At 42.3% G+C, this 21,649-nt stretch carries 19 protein-coding genes; 4 read left to right on the forward strand and 15 right to left on the reverse strand.

What is annotated here, in order from left to right; translation table 11 throughout:
- Positions 1-12: 12 nt before the first annotated feature.
- The 9 genes from C1A09_RS11445 to C1A09_RS11485 all read right to left on the reverse strand — a co-directional run bounded on the left by C1A09_RS11445 (position 13) and on the right by C1A09_RS11485 (position 12,701).
- On the reverse strand, positions 13-1,341 hold the full coding sequence (locus tag C1A09_RS11445) for a TolC family protein (protein ID WP_101544291.1): 1,329 nt from the start codon (positions 1,339-1,341) through the stop codon (positions 13-15).
- Positions 1,338-4,370 (reverse strand): efflux RND transporter permease subunit, encoded by a 3,033-nt coding sequence (locus C1A09_RS11450; RefSeq protein WP_101544293.1) that lies wholly within the window; start codon positions 4,368-4,370, stop codon positions 1,338-1,340. Before C1A09_RS11450 ends, C1A09_RS11445 begins: the two co-directional genes overlap by 4 nt.
- 36 nt (positions 4,371-4,406) lie before the next feature.
- Entirely contained in the window at positions 4,407-5,489 is a 1,083-nt protein-coding gene (locus C1A09_RS11455; protein ID WP_101544295.1) for an efflux RND transporter periplasmic adaptor subunit, read from the reverse strand.
- A gap of 135 nt (positions 5,490-5,624) precedes the next feature.
- The gene (gene rsgA, locus C1A09_RS11460) at positions 5,625-6,557 is read right to left on the reverse strand and encodes a ribosome small subunit-dependent GTPase A (protein WP_101544297.1); all 933 of its coding nucleotides are present in this window, start codon (positions 6,555-6,557) and stop codon (positions 5,625-5,627) included.
- 114 nt (positions 6,558-6,671) lie between these two features.
- Positions 6,672-7,232, reverse strand: a complete 561-nt coding sequence (frr, locus tag C1A09_RS11465; protein WP_101544299.1) for a ribosome recycling factor — start codon at positions 7,230-7,232, stop codon at positions 6,672-6,674.
- 146 nt (positions 7,233-7,378) lie between these two features.
- Complete coding sequence (pyrH, locus tag C1A09_RS11470; RefSeq protein ID WP_101544301.1) at positions 7,379-8,089, reverse strand: UMP kinase; 711 nt, start codon at positions 8,087-8,089, stop codon at positions 7,379-7,381.
- 82 nt (positions 8,090-8,171) lie between these two features.
- On the reverse strand, positions 8,172-10,673 hold the full coding sequence (locus C1A09_RS11475; protein ID WP_101544303.1) for a heavy metal translocating P-type ATPase: 2,502 nt from the start codon (positions 10,671-10,673) through the stop codon (positions 8,172-8,174).
- 119 nt (positions 10,674-10,792) lie between these two features.
- Positions 10,793-11,380: a helix-turn-helix domain-containing protein gene (locus tag C1A09_RS11480; protein ID WP_101544305.1), complete on the reverse strand. Its 588-nt coding sequence runs from the start codon at positions 11,378-11,380 to the stop codon at positions 10,793-10,795.
- 10 nt (positions 11,381-11,390) lie between these two features.
- Positions 11,391-12,701, reverse strand: coding sequence for an MATE family efflux transporter (locus tag C1A09_RS11485; protein ID WP_101544307.1), 1,311 nt, complete (start codon positions 12,699-12,701; stop codon positions 11,391-11,393).
- A gap of 164 nt (positions 12,702-12,865) precedes the next feature.
- Here C1A09_RS11485 and C1A09_RS11490 point away from each other — a divergent pair, with 164 nt between their 5' ends.
- A complete protein-coding gene (locus tag C1A09_RS11490) occupies positions 12,866-13,552 on the forward strand; it encodes a tetratricopeptide repeat protein (protein WP_180949217.1) in 687 nt (228 codons plus the stop codon).
- Between the two features lie 10 nt (positions 13,553-13,562).
- Here the strand turns inward: C1A09_RS11490 and C1A09_RS11495 are convergent, their stop codons facing one another.
- Genes C1A09_RS11495 through C1A09_RS11505 form a run of 3 tightly spaced genes read right to left on the reverse strand, consistent with a single transcriptional unit; the run spans position 13,563 to position 15,110 of the window.
- The gene (locus tag C1A09_RS11495; RefSeq protein WP_101544311.1) at positions 13,563-14,345 is read right to left on the reverse strand and encodes a biotin--[acetyl-CoA-carboxylase] ligase; all 783 of its coding nucleotides are present in this window, start codon (positions 14,343-14,345) and stop codon (positions 13,563-13,565) included.
- Positions 14,329-14,685 carry an MmcQ/YjbR family DNA-binding protein gene (locus tag C1A09_RS11500; protein ID WP_101544312.1) on the reverse strand — a complete coding sequence of 119 codons (357 nt, stop codon included), beginning with the start codon at positions 14,683-14,685 and terminating at the stop codon, positions 14,329-14,331. Before C1A09_RS11500 ends, C1A09_RS11495 begins: the two co-directional genes overlap by 17 nt.
- A 59-nt stretch (positions 14,686-14,744) precedes the next feature.
- Positions 14,745-15,110, reverse strand: a complete 366-nt coding sequence (locus C1A09_RS11505; RefSeq protein ID WP_101544314.1) for a YraN family protein — start codon at positions 15,108-15,110, stop codon at positions 14,745-14,747.
- Positions 15,111-15,203: 93 nt separating this feature from the next.
- Between C1A09_RS11505 and C1A09_RS11510 the strand changes: the two genes are divergently transcribed.
- Positions 15,204-15,437: a hypothetical protein gene (locus tag C1A09_RS11510; RefSeq protein ID WP_101544316.1), complete on the forward strand. Its 234-nt coding sequence runs from the start codon at positions 15,204-15,206 to the stop codon at positions 15,435-15,437.
- Positions 15,438-15,479: 42 nt separating this feature from the next.
- A complete protein-coding gene (locus tag C1A09_RS11515; protein ID WP_180949218.1) occupies positions 15,480-15,914 on the forward strand; it encodes a nucleoside deaminase in 435 nt (144 codons plus the stop codon).
- Here C1A09_RS11515 and C1A09_RS11520 read toward each other — a convergent pair.
- From C1A09_RS11520 to C1A09_RS11530, 3 genes are all read right to left on the reverse strand, one after another.
- Positions 15,911-16,165, reverse strand: coding sequence for a DUF4834 family protein (locus tag C1A09_RS11520; protein WP_101544318.1), 255 nt, complete (start codon positions 16,163-16,165; stop codon positions 15,911-15,913). The genes C1A09_RS11515 and C1A09_RS11520 overlap by 4 nt on opposite strands.
- Before the next feature lie 66 nt (positions 16,166-16,231).
- Positions 16,232-16,939, reverse strand: a complete 708-nt coding sequence (pssA, locus tag C1A09_RS11525) for a CDP-diacylglycerol--serine O-phosphatidyltransferase (RefSeq protein ID WP_101544321.1) — start codon at positions 16,937-16,939, stop codon at positions 16,232-16,234.
- A 4-nt stretch (positions 16,940-16,943) separates the two neighbouring features.
- Entirely contained in the window at positions 16,944-17,633 is a 690-nt protein-coding gene (locus C1A09_RS11530) for a phosphatidylserine decarboxylase family protein (RefSeq protein ID WP_101544322.1), read from the reverse strand.
- A gap of 173 nt (positions 17,634-17,806) precedes the next feature.
- Here C1A09_RS11530 and dnaE point away from each other — a divergent pair, with 173 nt between their 5' ends.
- Positions 17,807-21,604: a DNA polymerase III subunit alpha gene (gene dnaE, locus C1A09_RS11540; protein ID WP_101544788.1), complete on the forward strand. Its 3,798-nt coding sequence runs from the start codon at positions 17,807-17,809 to the stop codon at positions 21,602-21,604.
- Positions 21,605-21,649 lie beyond the last annotated feature (45 nt).

A 21,649-nucleotide genomic window follows, 5' to 3' on the forward strand; every position in this document is an offset into this window, starting at 1 on the left:
GTATTATTCTCTTTAGTATTCTAAATAACTTGTAACCTTTCCGCTGATTTGTAACAGTGATATCTCGCATAACTTGGTGTCGTATTCTGCCGAAAGGATACGTTCTTCCGCATCCAACAAACTTTTTTGTGCCTCGCGCATTTCGATACCTGAGAGATTACCGAGCATATAACGTTCCATGGCAATCTCATGGTTTTCTTTAGCGGCAACAAGATTTTGACGTTCTAAATTTAGCATTTGGAGATTATTTTGATAAGCTTGCCATAAGTTACTGAGATCGGCACGTAAGGCTTGTTCTAATTGTTCCCGTTCTAGCCGTGCGTTTTGGATGGCAATGCGGGCATTACGGCGTTCGCGTTTACGATTACCGTCAAATAGATTGAAACCGACGGTCAGGCCAAAATTTAGTCCGAGATTACTGCGATGGCTGTTTACAGAAATATCATATTTGTTGAGCGTGTAACCATAACCTCCGTTCATTTTTACGTACGGATAATCTCGTGAACTTACTTTTTTATAATCTAAACGTGCCAAATTATTGTTCTGTTCGGCTTTCAGCAGTGAAGAGTTAGTTTGCAAAGTAGCATCCCAAAGTTCTGCAAAATTGAGCTGGGCATGTACATTGATGAGACTATCCTGAATATTGATGGGCTGGTCTACATCTTCGTTCGCCATCAGTTCATTCAGCTGAATACGTGAAGTATGCAGTAATTCTTGTTGCTTCATATATTTGGCGCTGTCGGCATTGAAGTCTACTTTGGCCTGCTGATAGTCCAGACGGGAGAAATTACCGATATGATAACGTTCCTCTACGATGCGTAAACGTTCTTTGGAGAGAGAGACTGCATAACGGAAGTTCTTTAAACGGATTTTTTGCTGAACATAGTTATAGTATTCGGCTGTAAGGTTGGCTATCAGGTCTTCAATTGCAATGCGGGTATTGGTTTCTCCCTGCCGTTCCAATTCTTTCAATTTCTGATAGTTGGTAGTAATATTGAAACCGTCGAAAATTGTCCAATTCAGATTGATACCTGCATTGAATGTTTGGTCAAAGACACCATTTTCAGAGGTTGTTTCTCCAGTAGCTCTCACTTTTGTGTCAGTATTGTCTAATGTCCCTTTATATCCGGCAGAGAGGTCTAGAGTAGGTAGATATCCGGCATTTCCAAGAGTGGCATTATTTTTACTCACCTGTTCTTCATTACGGGTGATACGTAAAGAGTAATTATTTTGAAGTCCCAGTTCAAGGCATGACTTCAAAGTATAGGTAGGTACGGGCTGTGCCTGAAGTGTAAAGGTTATACAGAGGAGGACGATGACTGATAAAATCGTACGTTTCATACTTTCTTTAGTTTACTTCGGTTAGTAGATATATAACTGTAAATGGCGGGAACGATATACATTGTCAACAAAGTAGATACTACCATACCACCTACAACGGCAGTACCCATAGCAATACGTTGGTTACAACCTTCGCCTGTGGCAAATGCTAACGGTATCAAACCTAATACGGTGGAAGCGCTCGTCATCAGAATGGGACGCAGACGTTGCAAGGCTGCATCTTTGATCGCTTGCATCTTATCTTCACCCACTTCTTGCTTTTGATTGGCAAACTCCACGATAAGGATACCATTCTTTGCTACCAGACCAATCAACATAATAATACCGATTTGGCTGAATATATTCATTGTGATATCTCCAAAAAACATAAAGACCAAAGCACCTGCAATGGCGAGAGGTACTGTCAACATGATAATCAGCGGATCTTTGAAACTCTCAAATTGTGCGGCAAGAATAAGGTAAATCAATAAGATGGCAAGTACGAAAGCAAACATCAGACTGGAGGAGCTTTCTCGATACTCTTTAGAGTCACCGGTGAGGGCAGTACGGAAACTTTCGTCCAATGTTTCTTTTGCTATTTTGTCCATTTCGTCCAAGCCCTGGCCGATAGTCTTACCGTCAGCAAGTCCGGCAGATATGGTGGCAGAGACAAAACGATTGTATCGATACAGTTTCGGAGGAGCAATACCGTTTGTCAATTCGATAAGATTGTCAAGTTGTACCATATCGCCTTTGTCACTACGAATATAAATACCTTTCAGATCAGAAGGCTTATTACGTTGCTGACGGTTGATTTCTCCTAATATTTCGTATTGTTTTCCATTCATGTAGAAATATCCCATACGCTGGCCACTTAATCCATACTGTAAAGTCTGCGCTATATTTTTAGTACTGACCCCCATAATACTTGCTTTATCACGATTGATGTTGATACGTGCTTCCGGTTTACTGAACTTCAAATCGACATCCGCCATTTGGAAAACAGGATTTTCGTAAACCTTTGACATGAATTTGGGCAATACTTCTTGCAACTTTTCGATATTGGTAGCCTGTAATACATATTGCACTGGCATTCCACCACGCCGTCCACCGAAAGAAGAGGACTGCTGTACAAATGAACGTGCGTCGGTTTTCTTTCGTACTGCTTTTGATAGCTTCTCGGCAACTTCCATCTGTGTATAGTCACGATCTTGCATATCTTCCAAAGTAATACGCACATTTCCACTGCCATTGGATACGCGGGCAGTTACAGCTTTGGCATCCGGAATGATAGAGTCAACCAGTTGGTTGATATCTTCTGTATAGTCACGAATAAATTCATATGTCACACCTTCTGCCCCACGTGTGTTGATACTGATTTGCGAACGGTCCTCCAACGGTGCCATTTCAGCAGGGATGTAATTCCAAAGGAAACCAATAATCAAAATCGTTATCAAGATGAAAGGCATTGCGATCCAGCGTTTATTCAAAAATGCTGCCAGTGACCGACTATATAGACGGTTCATTCCTTCAAAGAATGGTTCGGTTTTACGGTAAAACCAGCTTTGCTTATCTCTCTTTATTAACAGTTTGGTAGCCAACATCGGAGTGAAAGTCAATGCGGCGAATGAAGAAATAATTACTGAACCGGAAACAACGATACTGAATTCACGGAACAGACGTCCTGTCATACCATCCATAAATACAATGGGGAAGAACACCGCTACCAACGTGATAGTCGTTGAAATAACTGCAAAGAAGATTTCTTTGGCTCCTTCGATACCTGCCTCTTTGGGGGGCATTCCTTTCTCAATACGGACATAGATATTTTCCGTCATTACAATGGCATCATCCACCACCAATCCTACGGCAAGTACCACGGCAAGCATGGAAAGCACATTGATGGAAAAGCCTGCCAGATACATTACAAAAAAAGCTCCGATTAACGAAACGGGGATTACGATACAAGGTACTAGTGTAACACGCCAGTCACGTAAGAAAAGGAAGATGATAATGATAACGAGTACAAATGCTTCATATACAGTTTGTTTTACTTCATTGATGGAAGCACGGATAAACTTGGTATTATCAAAACCGTATGTATAGTGCACATCTTCAGGCAAGTCTTTCTGCATTTTCTCCATACGGGCGTACACGGCATCGGCAATTTTGATATGATTGGCACCCGGCTGTGGAATAACAACGATACCTACCATCGGTACACCATTCATTTTCATGTAGCTTTTTATATCTGCAGGTCCTAGTTCGGCACGGCCGATATCACTGAAGCGGACAATACGGTTATTCTCTTCTTTTAGAATAAGATTGTTAAACTCTTCTGCCGTATGCATCAGCCCGAGTGTACGGATGGTAAGCTCAATGGTATTTCCTTCGATACTTCCGGACGGAAGTTCCACGTTTTCCTTGTCTACCGCATTCTTAACATCGATAGGAGTGATGCCATAACCGGACATCTTGATAGGATCGAGCCAAAGGCGCATGGAATAACGCTTCTCTCCCCAAATACTTACACTACTGACATCGGAGATTGTTTGCAGCTGTTCTTTTACGGTAAGGTCTGCTATCTCGCTCAATTCCAGCAGAGAACGTTTATCACTCTGTAGAGCTACCATCAGGATAGGCATGGCGTCTGCGTCAGCTTTGGATACGGTAGGAGGGTCACAGTCACGCGGCAAATAACGTTGTGCACGCGAAACCTTGTCGCGAACGTCATTAGCTGCCGTTTCCAGGTCAACGGAAAGTTCAAACTCCACCGTGATACGTGAGGAACCTTGTTGACTGACACTAGAGAGTGAACGGATACCTGGAATGCCATTAATGTTTTGTTCCAATGGCTCTGTAATCTGGTTCTCGATAACGTCTGCATTGGCACCTGGATAAGAACAGGATACCGAAATGATAGGATTATCTACGGAGGGGTACTCTCGGACACCGAGGTAATTGTACCCGATGAAACCAAAGAGCAGGATGATTAGCGTCAATACAGTGGATAGTACAGGGCGCCGTATGCTAAGTTCGGATATATTCATGTTTTTTGATAATGGATAATTGATAATAGATCGTTCTTAGTTAACGGCGTCTAGTGTCACCGGCAATCCCGTACGGAGTTGGAGAGTTCCTGAAACGATAATGGTATCTCCGACCTGCAAGCCTTGTAATACTTGTACTTCGGCTTCGGTACGGATACCGGTTGTTATCTCTACTGGTTGAGCCTTACCCGATTTATAAAGGAATACTTTGTCTTTGCCCATTTCCGGTACAATGGCCTCGGAAGGTACGGCAAGCGCATCTTTTATCTCATCCTTGTTCAATCTGATACTGGCATAACGCCCCGGCAGGACACTACCATTGGTATTGGGATAGAGAGCACGAATGGTCAATGTATGTGTGGTCGGGTCTATTTTAGACTCGCGGGCATAGACTGTAGCGTAAAAAGCATTTAACTTTCCTTCAAGTGTAAAGTTTAGTCCGGCGCCAGTCTTTACGTCGTTGGCATATCGTTCGGGTACGGCGAATTCTACCTTTAGAGGAGATATCTTAGTAAGTTTTGCCACAATAGTAGAAGGAGAAGCGTAGGTTCCCACACTGACCTGGCGTAAACCAATCACCCCGTCGAATGGGGCGCGAAGTTCTGTTTGTAGAATATTAGCTTTTACTAATTCAATATCTGCGTTCAAGGTAGCGAGGTCTGTCTTTACTTGTTCATAAGCTTCTTTACTGACAGCATCTCTTTCTAGCAGTGCATTTTGACGGAATACACGATCTTCAGCTAATTTCAATTGAGAAACCAATCGTTGTAATTGCGCCTGTAAAGGACGGTCGTTCACTTTTGCTAACAATTGTCCTTTCTTGACAAAAGTCCCTTCTTCAAAATTGATTTCGACAATCTTACCGGATGTTTCGAAAGATAAGTCTACCTCTTCATCAGGTAATAAACTACCACTGATTAGAATTTCGTCTTTCAATAGCTGTGGTTTTACTATTTTAGCGTTGACATTCAGTACCTGTTTCCCTTTCGGTCTACTTGTCATCACTTTGTCGGCAGCTGTTAATTCCTCATTTTCTTTGGGAAGTTGAGAATAAATTCCCCCTCCTATTAAACTGGCACCTACAATAATGATGATGCCCCATTTTACTTTTTTATTCATATAGTATTAGTATATATTTATACCTTTGATTTTGGACTGAAAAGGTACGAAAAGGTTTAAAAAAGGAAGAGTTAAAAAAAGTGATAGAAAAATGAAAAATTCCATCACCTTTGCCACTTTGTCATTTTATCATCTTCAATACGCTGCCCTGTATTTTCCTTCCTCCTTATCTTCCAGCATGTTCAGATAGGAAGTATAACGTGATTCGCTGATATAATGATTTTCTACAGCTTCACGTACGGCACATCCCGGTTCGTGGCGGTGTGTACAATTATTATAGCGGCAATCGGCAGAAATTTTGAATATTTCGGGGAAGTAGTGTCCTATTTCTTCTTCCTCCATATCAAATGTGCCGAAACCTTTAATACCCGGAGTGTCAATGATATATCCGTCACCTGTTACAGGGAACATTTCAGAAAAGGTGGTGGTATGCATACCTTTATTATGATATGTAGAGATTTCACCAGTCTTGATGTCAAGTTCCGGTAAGATGGCATTAATAAGAGTTGATTTACCCACTCCAGAGTGTCCAGAGAAAAGGGTTATTTTTTCTTGAAGTTCTTCTTTAATACTATCAATCCCTTCGCCTGTCTTGGCGGAAATCTTGAAGCAGGGATAACCGATGTAAGTATAAAGATTGGTAAGTCCGTCTAAATAACGTAATTCATCTTCATCGTAAACATCCACCTTATTAAATATAATTTTAACGGGGATGCGATAAGCTTCGGCTGAAGCTAAAAAACGGTCGATGAAGATAGTGGATGTTTCTGGATAATTCACTGTTACCACTAACATGCATTGGTCAAGATTGGCGGCAAGTATGTGGGATTGTTTGGATAAATTGGAGGAACGGCGGATAATATAATTCTTCCGGTCTTCTATTTCGCAGATAAAGGCTGTGCCTTCTTGGTTTAGTATGATTTGTACATAATCACCTACAGCTACCGGATTAGTACTTCGGATACCTTTTAAACGAAAGTTTCCTTTGATCTTACACTCGACGTATGCTCCTTCGTCGGTCTTTACCAAATACCAACTTCCTGTGTTTTTAATAACAAGTCCTCTCAATTTAATTCATAATTGATAATTGACAATTGGCAATGAATAATTTGACACAAATATATCCTATTTTTAGGAGGAAACGAGTTATCAGTTATTCATTGTCAATTGTCAATAAATAGATTATACTGTCATAATTTCCTTATCTTTTGCAGCTAACATATCATCAATCTGCTTGATATATTTATCATGGATTTTCTGCAACTTTTCTTCACCGCCTTTTTGAGCATCTTCTGCAAGACCTTCTTTTACAGCTTTCTTCAAAGCATCGATTGCATCACGACGAGCGTTGCGAACGCTTACTTTGGCCGTTTCACCTTCAGCTTTACACTGTTTGGCAAGCTGTCTACGGCGTTCCTCGGTCAATGGTGGTATACCGATACGAATGATTTCACCGTTGTTTTCAGGCATGATACCCAAAGAAGAGTCGATAATAGCTTTTTCAATAACACGGAACATGCTTTTATCCCATGGTTTGATAGCGATACTGCGTGCATCGGGAGTATTAACAGCCGCTACGTTATTGATAGGTACCATACTACCGTAAGAATCCACACGGATACCATCCAACAAACGGACGTCGGCTTTTCCTGCACGAATATGAGCTAATGCCTCTTCCAGATACATCACTGCCATATCCATACTCTCTTGCGCTTCGTCTAAGATGTCTTTTACGTCTTTCATATTTCTATAATTTGAAGTTGCTTGATTTGAAACTTTGCAAATATAATTATTTCACTACAGAGGACACAGAGGACATAGAGTTTTTTTTTCTTTAAAACGTTATTACCAATATTTTGTTATCACTTTATGTACTCTACGCTGAATTGTCAATTGTGTACCAGTGTACCGATTTCTTCGCCTTGCATTACCTTTTTCAGATTGCCTACCGTATCCATATCAAACACGATGATAGGCAGATTGTTTTCCTTGCACATGCAGGTGGCTGTGAGGTCCATCACTTTCAATCCGCGCTTCAGCACCTCATCATAAGTGATGTCGTGGAACTTGGTGGCAGTCGGGTCTTTTTCGGGGTCGGCGGTGTAGATGCCGTCAACGCGGGTACCTTTCAGCATAACGTTGGCTTCAATCTCGATGCCTCGCAGACTGGAACCGGTGTCGGTGGTAAAGAATGGATTTCCTGTTCCGGCGGACATGATGACTACTTCGCCTGCTTCCATACACTCAATGGCTTTCCATTTATTGTAGAACTCGCCAATAGGTTCCATGCGGACAGCCGTCAGCACACGTGCTTTTACACCGGCAGCTACCAATGCCGAACTTAGTGCCAGACTGTTGATTACCGTAGCCAGCATACCCATCTGGTCGCCTTTCACACGGTCGAACCCTTTATTGGCACCGCTCAGCCCACGGAAAATGTTTCCGCCACCGATGACGATACCTATTTGTACGCCCAATTCATGGATTTCCTTAATCTGTGCAGCATATTCGGCAAGACGCTTCTCGTCAATGCCATATTGCTTTTCTCCCATCAGACTTTCGCCGCTGAGTTTCAATAAAATTCGTTTGTATGTTGCCATAATTTTAAAGTTTGTTGTCTTTAGCGACAAAGATAATGGAATTTGGGGGCAATACAATCAAGTTGACTTGAATTTGTATTATCTATTCTTTGAGTGTATAGTCTCCCGCCTTGTCTGCTACCACAGCCTGTAGCTTGCTCAAAGGCTTTTCTTCTTTTGAAAACTCAACGATGGCTGCGGGCGGGGTAAGGGTTACTGTGGCATGTACACCTTCAATAGTGTTCAACGCATTTTCTACACGCATGCGGCAGTGGTTGCATGACATGCCTTCTACTTTAAATTCTTTCTTCATGATTTCTTTTTTTAATGGTTCTACTTTATTGATATTGGCGGAAACTTGATGTTCTTCAATGGGAGTTTCCGTTACTTGTATCTTTTTTCTTTTCAGCCTCAAGCTGTTGGTTACTACACTGACACTGCTGAATGCCATGGCAGCACCTGCTATCATCGGGTTCAGCAAGAAACCGCTGATGGGGTAGAGTACACCGGCGGCGATGGGCACGCCGATTACGTTGTAGATAAATGCCCAGAACAGGTTTTGATGAATGGTTCGCACGGTCAACTTGGAAAGTTTGAGCGCTTCCGGTATCTTGGTCAGGTCGGAAGAAATGATAGTCATCTTGGCTACATCCATGGCGATATCACTACCACCACCCATGGCAATGCTTAAATCGGCTTGTGCCAAGGCGGCACTATCGTTGATGCCGTCGCCAACCATGGCTACTATTTTGCCTTCCTGCTGCAACCGGCTGATAAAAGCTGCTTTATCTTGCGGCAATACGCCTGCTTGGTAGTGGGCAATTCCTGCTTTGCCGGCTATCTCCCTGGCAGTGGCTTCATTGTCTCCCGTCAGCATATAAACTTGAATGCCGGAAGCCTGCAATTCACTAACGGCTTGCACGGAAGTTTTCTTGATTTGGTCTGTAATACCTGCTATCGCTAACGCTCTTTCCTCATCGGCAAACCAGATGACGGTTTGGGCATCTGCCGTCAGACGGGCGGCTTCATCGCTGAGCGATTGTTCTACTGCAATCTGGTTTTCGTCCAACAGTTTGCGATTGCCGGCATAATAGGTCTTTCCGTTTTGTTCACCTTTGACTCCTTTGCCGGTGATGCTCTCAAAGTTGTCTATATTTACACTTTGGGCATTCCGGAAATAGCGTATAACTGCTTCGGCAAGCGGATGTTCCGATAGCTTCTCCAAGCTGTAAAAGACATTTTGGGCATCTTCTGCCTGCGTAGTCCAGATTAAATCGCTGACTACCGGTTTGCCTTCCGTCACTGTTCCGGTTTTGTCCAGCACCACCGTATCAATCTTCTTGGCAATCTCCAGGCTTTCGGCATCTTTTATCAGGATACCCCTTTCAGCACCTTTGCCAATGCCTACCATGATGGCGGTAGGAGTGGCGAGTCCCAGGGCACACGGGCAAGCGATGATAAGTACCGTGACCAATGCCAGCAGTCCGTGCGTAAATCCATTCTGCCCGTCCAGCAACATCCATGCGATAAAAGACAGTACGGCGATGCCGATAATGACAGGCACGAAAATCCCTGCAATCTTATCAACCAACTGCTGCACGGGCGCTTTGCTGCCTTGTGCATCCTGCACCATGTGGATGATTTTAGCCAATAGGGTATCTGTCCCGACCTTCTCGGCACTGAACCGGAAACTTCCTTTCTGGTTAATGGTTCCGGCAAATACTTTAGCATCCTTTTGTTTGGCTACCGCTACCGGTTCGCCGCTCAACATGCTCTCGTCTACATACGAAGTTCCTTCCGTCACAATGCCATCGACCGCAATCCGCTCTCCCGGTTTCACCAGAACGATGTCTCCGGGACGGATTTGTTCAATCGGGATTTCTACTTCTTCTCCTGAGGGAGTAATCATTGTCACCGCCTTGGGTTGCAAGCCCATTAGCTTCTTGATGGCAGTGGAGGTATTTCCTTTCGCTTTTTCCTCTAATAAACGTCCTAAGAGGATGAAGGCGATAATGACACTTGCCGCTTCAAAATAGACATGCGGATGAATGCCTCTTGCCATCCAGAAGTCGGGGAAAAGCATATTGAACAGGCTGAACACATAGGCAATTCCGGTACTGTTGGCTACCAGCGTATCCATATTGGCGCTGCCATGCTTCAGCTGCTTCCAGGCACTGACGAAGAAACTTCTTCCCAGCCAGAAGACGACAGGGGTGGAGAGTATCCACATAATGAGGTTGGCATACGGCATATTCATAAAGAACATGCCGATAATCACAATCGGTACGGACAGGATGATAGCCCAGGTAGTGCGGAACTTCAACGCCCGGTATTTCTTGTTGTGCACTTGCTCCACTTCATCGAGTGTGTTCTCGTCTTGCTTAATCAGCAAGTCATATCCTGCCGCCTGTACTGCTTGTTGCAAAGTCTCGGGCGTGCATTGCGAACGGTCATATTCCACCGTTGCCACTCCCGACGCATAGTTGACGGCAGCTTTACTGACCCCCGGTTGATGATTGAGGGTTTTATCTATCCGCGCGGCGCAAGAGGCGCAACTCATTCCTAATACGGGAAATGCTTCTTGAACAGTATTCTTGTTTGCCATAATGATAGGTTGTTTTTCTTTGTTATTTCTGGAACAAAGATACGGCAAAGAAGTTGTGAGAGGTTATGGAATTATGGATTTGATTTATAGAATTACGGCAGGTGTTGCTACGGGCAGATTTATACTTCGTCGAGCGGTTTGCGCTTATGCTCTTTTATCTTTTTGAAGTAACTGGGAGTCAGTCCCGTTACACTTTTGAACTGGGCGCTGAGATAGGCGGCACTGGAGTAGTTCAGCTTGTCGGCAATCTCGTTCAGGGAGAGTTCTCCGTATACCAGAAGTTCTTTGGCGCGCTCTATCTTCTGTGCAATGAGGTATTTCTCGATAGTAGTATTGGTAACTTCCGAAAAGAGTTTGCTCAATGAACTGTAATCCCGGTTGAGCTTGGATGCCAGATGGTCGGACAGATTGACCTTCAAGTCACTGTCTTTGTAGTGCACCAGCTCGATAATCGCATCTTTTATCTGCTCTATCACCTGCGACTTCTTGTCATCCATCAGCTCAAAGCCGAAAGGTTCCAATGCTTCCTTTACGGAATGATAGACTTCATCCGTTACCTGCGTCTGCAATATGGCAACGCCCAACTCTACCGATAGAGGTTGTAACCCTAATCTTTTAAGTTGGTCTTCTACCACCATGATGCAACGGTTGCACACCATATTTTTGATATGGAGGATATTCTCCTGATGGATATTTGTCTTTGTCATAGTCTTTTTGTTAGTTGGATGTAAAGATAGCGAATATTTTTTTGCTGAGTAGGGTCTGTGCCACTCCTCTCATGAAAAGATAAGTGAGGAAAGCCAGCCACAGGGCATGGTTTCCCAGGACAGGACGCAGCCCGTAGTACAAAGTAAAGAAGCAGATAGCTGCTATTACCATAGATAGAAGCATGCCTCGTGTTGCCGTGGCACCGATAAAGATGCCGTCCCATATAAAGGCGGCAATTCCGGCTACCGGTATGGCGAGTGCCCAATAGAAATAGGTGTCGGCGGCGGCTATCACTTCTTTGTCATCAGTCAGTAGTCCGAGGAAAGCATCTCCTCCCAGAGCATAGACTAATGTAAAAAGTACTACCATTACTCCGCCCCAGGCGAATAAACGGCGGGTTGTATCTGTAAATGCTTCCCGGTTTCGGGCTCCGATATACCGTCCGCTCAATGCCTCTCCCGCATAGGCAAAGCCATCCATCACATAAGAGAACAGTGTAAAGAGTTGCATCAGCAGCGTATTCACCGCCAAGATAATCACTCCTTGCGAAGCTCCTGCCGAAGTAAAGAACAACGTAACCGCCACAAGGCAAAGCGTCCGCAAGAAGATATCCCGGTTTACCCGGAAGAAACGGCTCATGGCTTCTTTTTGCAATATCCCTTTCCAGATAATGTACTTTTTCAGTTTGCCGTATTGATACATCCATAGAGCCACGCCCATGAAGAATCCGGCATATTGGGCAATCAGCGTTCCAAGGGCAACACCCTCCACTTTCATGTTGCACAGATATACCAGGCTGAGGCTGGCAACAATGTTAACTATATTCTGGGTAATGGCAATGTACATGGGGATGCGTGAATTTTGCATGCCGATGTACCAACCGGAGAGTCCATAAAGCCCCAACATGGCGGGAGCGCCCCAAATGCAGATATGGAAATAGAGCGTTGACAGTTCTCTGACCTCCTCCGTCGGATGGATGATTAGGAAAGCTGCTTGCCGGATGGGTATTTGCAACAAAATAAGCAGGATGGCTACTGCCAGACCTATTCCGACTGAGCGCAGGAGCAGGCGAACAATTTCGGGTATATCTCGTTTTCCGTAGGCTTGTGATGTCATACCACTGGTACCCATACGTAGAAAACCGAAAATCCAGTAGATGATATTGAACAGCATTCCGCCCACGGCAATGGCACCTATATAAGCAGGTGCACCCAGGTGTCCGACAATAGCGACGTCAATCAATCCCAGTAATGGGACGGTGATGTTCGATACAATCGAAGGCAATGCTATTTGCAGGATTTGTTTATTTCTGGAATTCATATTGTTTTTATAGTCAGCAAAGGTACATATAAAAGAAAAAACAGTGAGAAAGATTAACTATATTTCTACTTTCAGCTGTTGACTGTTGTGAGTAAAGTTTGTACATTTGTAGATGTATCTTTATGAGACTGTATTGGGCTGTAAACTATTTATATATTTTAATAATGAAAACCTTAGCTTTATTTGTTACTTTATTATTGACATGTCCTCTGTCACTTTGGGCACAGTCGGCAGAAATTTTGTTGCAGAAGGTGTCCGATGCACTTTCGGTTGATAAAAGTGATTATGCGGTAAGTCTGTTTCGGCAGGCTGTGAATATCAATGTAGACCTGGTAGAAATGTACTATTGGACGCATGTTGACAAACGTTCTGGGATAGCCCCACGATTAGCAAAGGAAATGGCCATATATTATAAAGAAAAACGTGACTATGATAAAGCTTATCTTTTCTATAAAGAGCTTCTTCAATATTTTCCTGAAGATGTGTCCGTACTTGTACCGTGTGCCGAAATGCAGATGATGCGTGGTAAAGAGAAAGATGCTGTAAACCTTTGCGAAAAGGTATTGATGCTTGATGCGAATAATCTTCAGGCCAATATATTCCTTGGTAATTACTATTATCTTCAGGCAGAACAGGCCAAAAAGAAAATAGAAGAAGATTATAAGAAAATATCTTCTCCTACGCGGATGCAATATGCTCGATATCGTAACGGACTTTCAGATATCTTTTCTACGAGATATGTCAGAGCAAAATCCTATTTGCAGAAGGTACTTCAGCTCTTTCCGTCCACTGAGGCGGGAAAAACGCTGGAGAAGATAAAGAAAGTAGAAATAGAGATGAACAACTATTAAAGAATATTTTTTAAGTAGGGAAATTCCCTACGTATTTTACTTCCTTGAACAGGTATTCCCGGATGTATCCTGCTTCATCTTTTAGAATAAGTCTTCCGTCCGGTTTCACGCGTTCCAGAAAAGCACGGAACTGGCCGTTGCAATCTTCGTAATGGTGAAGACCCTCCCGACGGAAAAGATGGAGTCCGTAATTGGTAGAAATTAAGGTTGATGTAGTTGTTTCATCTGTTTGCAATAGGGTATAATATTTTTGAATACGTTGCATAATACCGTCCAATATAATTCGCCGATTGTACTCCTGTCCAGTGATTTGTTTCAAGGATATTGGGTTAGGGGCATTACTGTAAAACTCTTCCTGATTAATATTTATTCCGATACCAGAAATACTTCTTTCAATGAAATGGCTAGATAAATCATTCTCTATCAGTATACCACAGATTTTCTTATCCTTCCAATAAATATCATTAGGCCATTTGATGGAAACATCATTTATCCATTGGTCTAGTTCTTCTTTAATGGAAAGGGAAACAATTTGTGAAAGAATGAACTGTCGACGAGCTTCCAGAAAAACAGGATAGAGTACGAAACTAAACAGAAGGTTTTTCCCTTTGGACGCTTCCCAACTATTACCGCGTTGTCCCTTACCGGCTGTTTGAAATTCAGCGGTAACTGTTGTAAACTCAGCAATAGTTTCCGGTTGTTCGTTACAGATATGACTGAGATATCGGTTTGTGGAATCGGTCTCCTGCAAACAGATTAAGGGGTATGTGAAAGTATCAGGGGAGGATATCATATTCGGTACGCATCTTTTTAGTAAACTTCTTCAGAACTTCTTCGTAGGAATGATCTATCAAATGTTTTATCAACTTGTCATTCGCATCACTATCTAGAAATACTTGGTTCCAATATTTCTTATTGAAGTGCCAAGCACCTTCAATGGCATTGTAGTGGTCACGTAACTCTAGGGCATATTCAGGGTCACATTTCATTGTGATACGGTCCGGGGTATTGAGATTAATGCATAAATACATTTTTCCCATCACTCTAATGACAAGAATGTCTTCACCAAAGGGAGTATCTTCTGTGGTGGCTTTTTTACTGAGACAGTATTCACGAACAGTTTCTATATCCATGATAGTAGTTACGATTTAATTATTAACATTCAACGATTGAAAATTTTCATTTCAAGTTCTCAAAATATGGGCGGATAAAAGGCTTCTTTGATATGTTCTATCTCAAGATCTCCTTTCTTGCCGACAGCGGTAACAATATCAAAACGAACAGGAGCGTCAATATTGTAATGCTTTATATAAGCATCTGCGGCAATAACGATACGTCGCACTTTTTGCCAATTGACAGCATCTTGTGGCTCAATATAGTCCGTATTACTACGGGTTTTCACTTCTACCACAATTAATACTCCGTCTTTGGTTGCAACGATGTCCAGTTCCAGATGATTTTTTCGCCAATTACGGTCGCGTATGGTGTAACCATTACTTTCCAAGTATGCTATTGCCGCGTCTTCACCGATTTTCCCGAGGAGGTTATGTAGTGCCATTATTCTTTTGTCCTAATTTTTAGTTGTTTCGATACAAAATTAAGCTTTTTCTGCTTTGTTTTTACAGAAGTAAAAGTAATTTTGCATTGAAATATGAGAAAGAGAGATAAAACCTGTACTAAAGCGACGCTTGAAGAACCAAAACGTGAACAACGGATGGTATGTTTGATGAGCGAAGAGGAGCTGCGGATTGTAGATCGTTATCTTGATAAATATAAGATAACGAATAAATCGCGCTGGCTAAGGGAAACTATTCTTATGTTTATCCATAAAAATATGGAAGAGGATTATCCTACTCTTTTTGGAGAGCATGATATGAGACGGTGACAGAAAGTGGTAAGGTGCTAAAGTGATAATGGTAATGTGATAATGACGGATACGGATTATATGAAGCAAGCGCTTCTTGAAGCTCAAAAGGCAAGTGAGAGGGGAGAAGTGCCCGTTGGTGCGATAGTGGTGTGTAGAGATCGTATCATAGCTCGTGCACATAATCTTACCGAAACTCTGACAGATGTCACTGCTCATGCTGAAATGCAAGCTATCACTGCTGCTGCCGCTACTTTGGGGGGGAAATATCTAAATGAATGTACATTATATGTAACTGTAGAACCTTGTGTGATGTGTGCAGGCGCTATTGCTTGGGCGCAAACCGGACGTCTTGTTTTTGGTGCGGAAGATGAAAAACGAGGATATCAACGCTATGCTCCACAGGCGTTGCATCCTAAAACAGTCGTAATAAAAGGTATACTTGCAGATGAATGTGTCGGATTGATGAAAAACTTTTTTGCCGCCAGACGCCGTTAATCTTTAATTTCTTCAAAGTCTACATACTCTCCTTCATCCTCAGAGAATAGTTTCTTGCGTTTGGAATATGTTGTATTGTCATCTGGTTTCGTCTTTTTCTGAGAAAAATCGGAGGAGTGGTCTTGATGGCTTTTGGATGAACGATGCCCCCCGAAACCGAAAATGCTACGGATAACGGTACCGACAATGCTAAGTCCAATAAGTAGAATAGCAATTATGATAATAAATAAGAAACCTAAAATATGAAACATGGGCTAATGTCTTTAATGTGTTCGTTTTCTACGAACGATAGTACAACAACCGTGCCAAGAAATTGTTTATTTACTTTTTCTCGTAAACAGTGACAGTAATATGTACCATACGATGATGGCTGCAAAGCCACTGACTTGCAAAAAGGCAAGAAGTGGAATACATACGGTAAGAAAAATAAAGCTTACTTTATTATCTTTCCAGGAAAGACTTTTGAACTTTAGGGAGAACATAGGGATTTCAGCCACCAACAACCAAGAAAACAGGCAAACCAATACTAATAAATAAAACGGATTGAAAGCGTCTGAAACTAAAAAATCGTGTGTCCCCACCACTAAAGAAGCCCAAAATAATGCATTTGCTGGAACTGGTAATCCTACAAAGGAGATTGTTTGGCGGGTATCATTATTGAATTTTGCCAGTCGTAATGCTGAAAATATGGACAATAAGAATGCTAAATATGGAAATAAGGTTGCCACACAGCCCATTCCGGCAGGGTAGTGCATTTCTTTGAAAACGGAAAATACAATAATTGAAGGTGCTACACCGAAACTAACATCATCTGCCAAAGAGTCCAGATCCTTACCAATAACAGAATGAGCATTCAACAAGCGAGCCATCATTCCATCAAAAAAATCAAAGACTGCACTCAAGATGATAAAAAGAAGTGCGGATTCATACTTGGCTTCAAAGGCCATGACGCAAGCAATACACCCGGAGAATAAATTCAGGCAGGTTAGAGTATTGGGAATAGGACGGGTGATGCGATTTGCCATTATATTATTTAAGTTTTGCTATCACGGTTTGATTACCGGTAGTCAGTTGTCCTAGTTTTACAAATATTTCCGTACCTAACGGAAGAAATACATCTACACGGGAACCGAATTTGATGAATCCCATGTGCTCGTCGATGTAACATTCTTCACCCGGTTCGGCATAAGTTACGATACGCCGTGCCATGGCTCCAGCAATTTGTCGTGCCATGATCTCTACACCTTCAGGAGTTTCAATCACTACAGTAGATCGTTCGTTATCCGTACTGGCCTTTGGAAGCCAGGCTTTCATGTACTTACCATTCTGATGTTTCACCATCTTTACGATACCATCCACTGGATACCAATTGGCATGTACATTGACAAGGCTCATGAAAATAGAAACCATGATACGGCGGTCATGGAAATATTCATTCTCTTCCACCTCTTCTACGACTACTATTTTTCCGTCAGCGGGTGCAACGACTATTTTCTCGGTATCTTCTTGGCCGAATAAACGTATTGGGCAACGGAAGAAATTTACCAGTATACCGTATACAATAATACTAATAACGGCTACTATATAGAAGGGTATTTTACACTCCAAGCCGAAATATAATACGGCATTGACGGTAAGTATCAGTAGAAGGCTACCTGCCAGTGTATGTGTTCCTTCACGGTGAATACGTATCTTTTTTAATTTTTTTAGTCGGCCCATGTATCTTGTTTTATTCTTTTTGAATACAAATTATCGGCAAAAATAGGCTTATTTTGAAAATCTAACAAGGATTTGAGCATAGAAATGCAGATGTTGATAACTTTTTGAGGAATATTTTTGTTAGGTGTTACATACATCGTACCTTTATGCTCACTTATAGAAAGGATATATTTATGCAGGATTTTGTTCATTTACACGTTCATACCCAATATTCTCTTCTCGATGGTCAGGCCAGTGTAAGCAGACTGGTGGACAAAGCTATGAAAGATGGTATGAAGGGTATCGCCGTGACCGATCATGGTAATATGTTCGGTATTAAAGAATTCACCAATTATGTTAATAAGAAGAATAGCGGTCCGAAGGGAGAAATAAAAGATCTTAAAAAGAGAATTGCCGCTTTGGAAAGTGGCGAAATAGTCTGTGGGGATAAAGAAGCGGAGATTGCTGATTGTAAGACAAAGATTGTTGAGGCTGAAAATAAATTGTTTAAGCCTATCATAGGCTGTGAGATGTATGTAGCCCGCCGTACAATGGATAAGAAAGAGGGCAAGCCTGATCAGAGTGGATATCATTTGATTGTGTTGGCAAAGAATGAAAAAGGTTATCATAATCTGATAAAGTTGGTTTCACGTGCCTGGACGATGGGATATTACATGAGGCCACGTACAGACCGGAATGAGTTGGAGAAGTATCATGAAGGCTTGATTGTATGTTCTGCCTGTATAGGAGGCGAGGTACCGAAGAAGATTATCAATGATCAATTGGAAGAAGCTGAAGAGGCTATCCGCTGGTACAAGAACCTTTTTGGGGATGATTATTATCTGGAATTGCAACGGCATAAGGCTACCGTATCCCGTGCCAATCACGAAGCTTATCCTATGCAACAAAAGGCAAATGCCAAATTGCTGGAATATGCCCAAAAATACAACATTAAAGTTATCTGTTCCAATGACGTTCACTTTGTGGACGAAGAAAATGCGGAAGCTCACGACCGTTTGATTTGTCTTAGTACGGGTAAGGATTTGGACGATCCCACTCGTATGCTCTATACCAAGCAGGAATGGATGAAGACAAAGGCGGAGATGAATGAACTCTTTGCTGATGTACCCGAGGCATTGTCCAATACGTTGGAAATCTTGGATAAGGTGGAGTATTATTCCATTGACCATGCGCCTATCATGCCTACCTTTGCTATTCCCGAAGGCTTCGGAACGGAAGAGGAATACCGTAGAAAATATACAGAGAAAGATCTGTTTGATGAATTTACGCAAGATGAAAATGGAAATGTCGTACTGGATGAGGAAGCTGCTAAAGCTAAGATTAAACGTCTGGGTGGGTATGAAAAACTTTATCGTATCAAGTTGGAAGCTGATTATCTTGCGAAATTGGCATTTGATGGTGCCAAACGGATTTATGGTGATCCTTTGTCTGATGAAGTAAGAGAGCGTCTGGTTTTTGAATTGTACATCATGAAGACAATGGGTTTCCCTGGTTACTTTTTGATTGTACAAGACTTTATCAATGCGGCTCGTACACAGTTAGGTGTTTCTGTTGGTCCAGGGCGTGGTTCGGCTGCCGGTTCGGCAGTGGCTTACTGTTTGGGTATTACTAAAATCGATCCTATCCAATATGATCTTCTGTTTGAGCGTTTCTTAAATCCTGATCGTATCTCTTTGCCCGATATTGATGTGGATTTTGATGATGACGGACGTGGTGAGGTGTTACGTTGGGTGACTGAGAAATATGGGCAGGAGAAAGTAGCGCATATCATTACATACGGTACCATGGCAACTAAATTGGCCATCAAGGACGTTGCCCGTGTACAGAAGTTACCTTTGTCAGAGTCCGATCGTTTGGCAAAATTGGTTCCAGATAAAATACCGGACAAGAAATTGAATTTGCCCAATGCGATTGCATATGTGCCCGAATTGCAGGCAGCAGAAGCGTCACCAGATCCTTTAGTACGGGATACTTTGAAATATGCCAAGATGCTCGAAGGTAATGTACGCGGTACAGGTGTACATGCCTGTGGTACGATTATTTGTCGCGATGACATCACGGATTGGGTACCTGTAAGTACAGCCGATGACAAGGAAACTGGTGAAAAGATGCTTGTTACCCAATACGAGGGTTCGGTCATCGAAGATACAGGTTTAATCAAAATGGACTTCTTGGGATTGAAAACATTGTCTATCATCAAGGAAGCCGTAGAAAATGTACGTTTACATCGGGGGATGCAGTTGGATATCGATAAGATATCCATCAATGATCCTGCTACTTATAAACTCTATTGTGACGGACGGACAATCGGAACCTTCCAGTTTGAATCCGCCGGTATGCAGAAATATCTGCGTGAGTTACAACCAAGTACTTTTGAAGACTTGATTGCCATGAATGCACTCTATCGTCCGGGACCTATGGATTACATTCCGGATTTTATCGACCGTAAATGGGGACGTAAACCTATTGAGTATGATATTCCTATCATGGAGAAATATCTGAAAGACACGTATGGTATTACGGTTTATCAGGAACAGGTCATGCTTTTGTCACGCTTGTTGGCGGACTTTACTCGTGGTGAGTCCGATGCTTTACGTAAGGCGATGGGTAAGAAACTGCGTGATAAGCTAGATCACATGAAACCGAAATTCATTGCGGGGGGACAGAAGAATGGACACGATCCGAAAGTCCTTGAGAAGATTTGGACGGACTGGGAAAAATTTGCATCATACGCATTCAATAAATCTCATGCTACGTGTTACTCTTGGGTTGCTTATCAAACAGCATTCCTTAAAGCTAACTATCCGGCAGAATACATGGCAGCAGTGATGAGCCGAAGCTTATCGAACATAACGGATATCACTAAATTGATGGATGAATGTAAGGCGATGGGTATCAATACACTTGGTCCGGATGTAAACGAGTCGAACTTGAAATTCACTGTAAATACCGAGGGTAATATTCGTTTTGGTTTGGGTGCTGTGAAAGGTGTAGGTGAAGGTGCCGTACAAAGTATTATGGAAGAACGTGAGAAGAACGGTCCGTTTACCGGTATCTTTGATTTTGTACAACGTGTCAATCTGAACGCCTGTAATAAAAAGAACATTGAATGTTTGGCATTGGCAGGTGGCTTTGACAGTTTTCCTGAATTGAAACGTGAACAATATTTTGCCGTGAACTCTAAAAATGAGGTGTTTATTGAAACATTGGTACGCTACGGAAACCGGTATCAGGCTGATAAGGCGGCTGCCGCAAACTCTCTGTTTGGTGGTGAGAATGTGGTCGATATAGCTACTCCCGAAATACCTTTGGCTGAACGTTGGAGTGACCTTGACCGTTTGAACCGTGAACGTGATTTAGTGGGTATTTACCTCTCTGCTCATCCTCTGGATGAGTATTCTGTAGTTTTGGAACATGTTTGTAATACCCATATGGCGGAATTGGAAGATAAAGCAGCCCTTGTAGGTCGTGAAATTACGATGGGGGGAATCGTTACTTCCGTTCGTCGTGGTATCAGTAAAAACGGTAATCCATACGGTATTGCTAAAATAGAGGACTATTCCGGTTCGGCAGAACTTCCTTTCTTTGGTAACGATTGGGTGACTTATCAGGGATATTTGGGAGAACGGACTTTCCTTTATATAAAAGCACGTTGTCAGCCCAAGCAATGGCGGCAGGACGAACTGGAACTAAAGATTACGTCGATGGAGTTGCTGCCTGATGTTAAAGAAAAACTGATTGAAAAAATAACCATTTTTATTCCGTTAAGTGTGCTAAACAAGGCATTGATTACCGAACTTGCCGAACTGATGAAAGAACATCCTGGAACGACGGAACTTTATTTCAAAGTTACCGATCCGGACAGTAAGATGACAGTTGATTTGATATCCCGTCCGGTCAAACTTTCAGTAGGACGTGACCTTATCTCTTATTTAAAAGAGCGTCCCGACCTTGGATTTCGGATAAATTAGTTATCTTTGCTCTAAATGACGGATATAGTAAACATTAAACAATTA

This window comes from Bacteroides cutis (genome assembly GCF_900241005.1).
GTDB lineage: Bacteria > Bacteroidota > Bacteroidia > Bacteroidales > Bacteroidaceae > Bacteroides > Bacteroides cutis.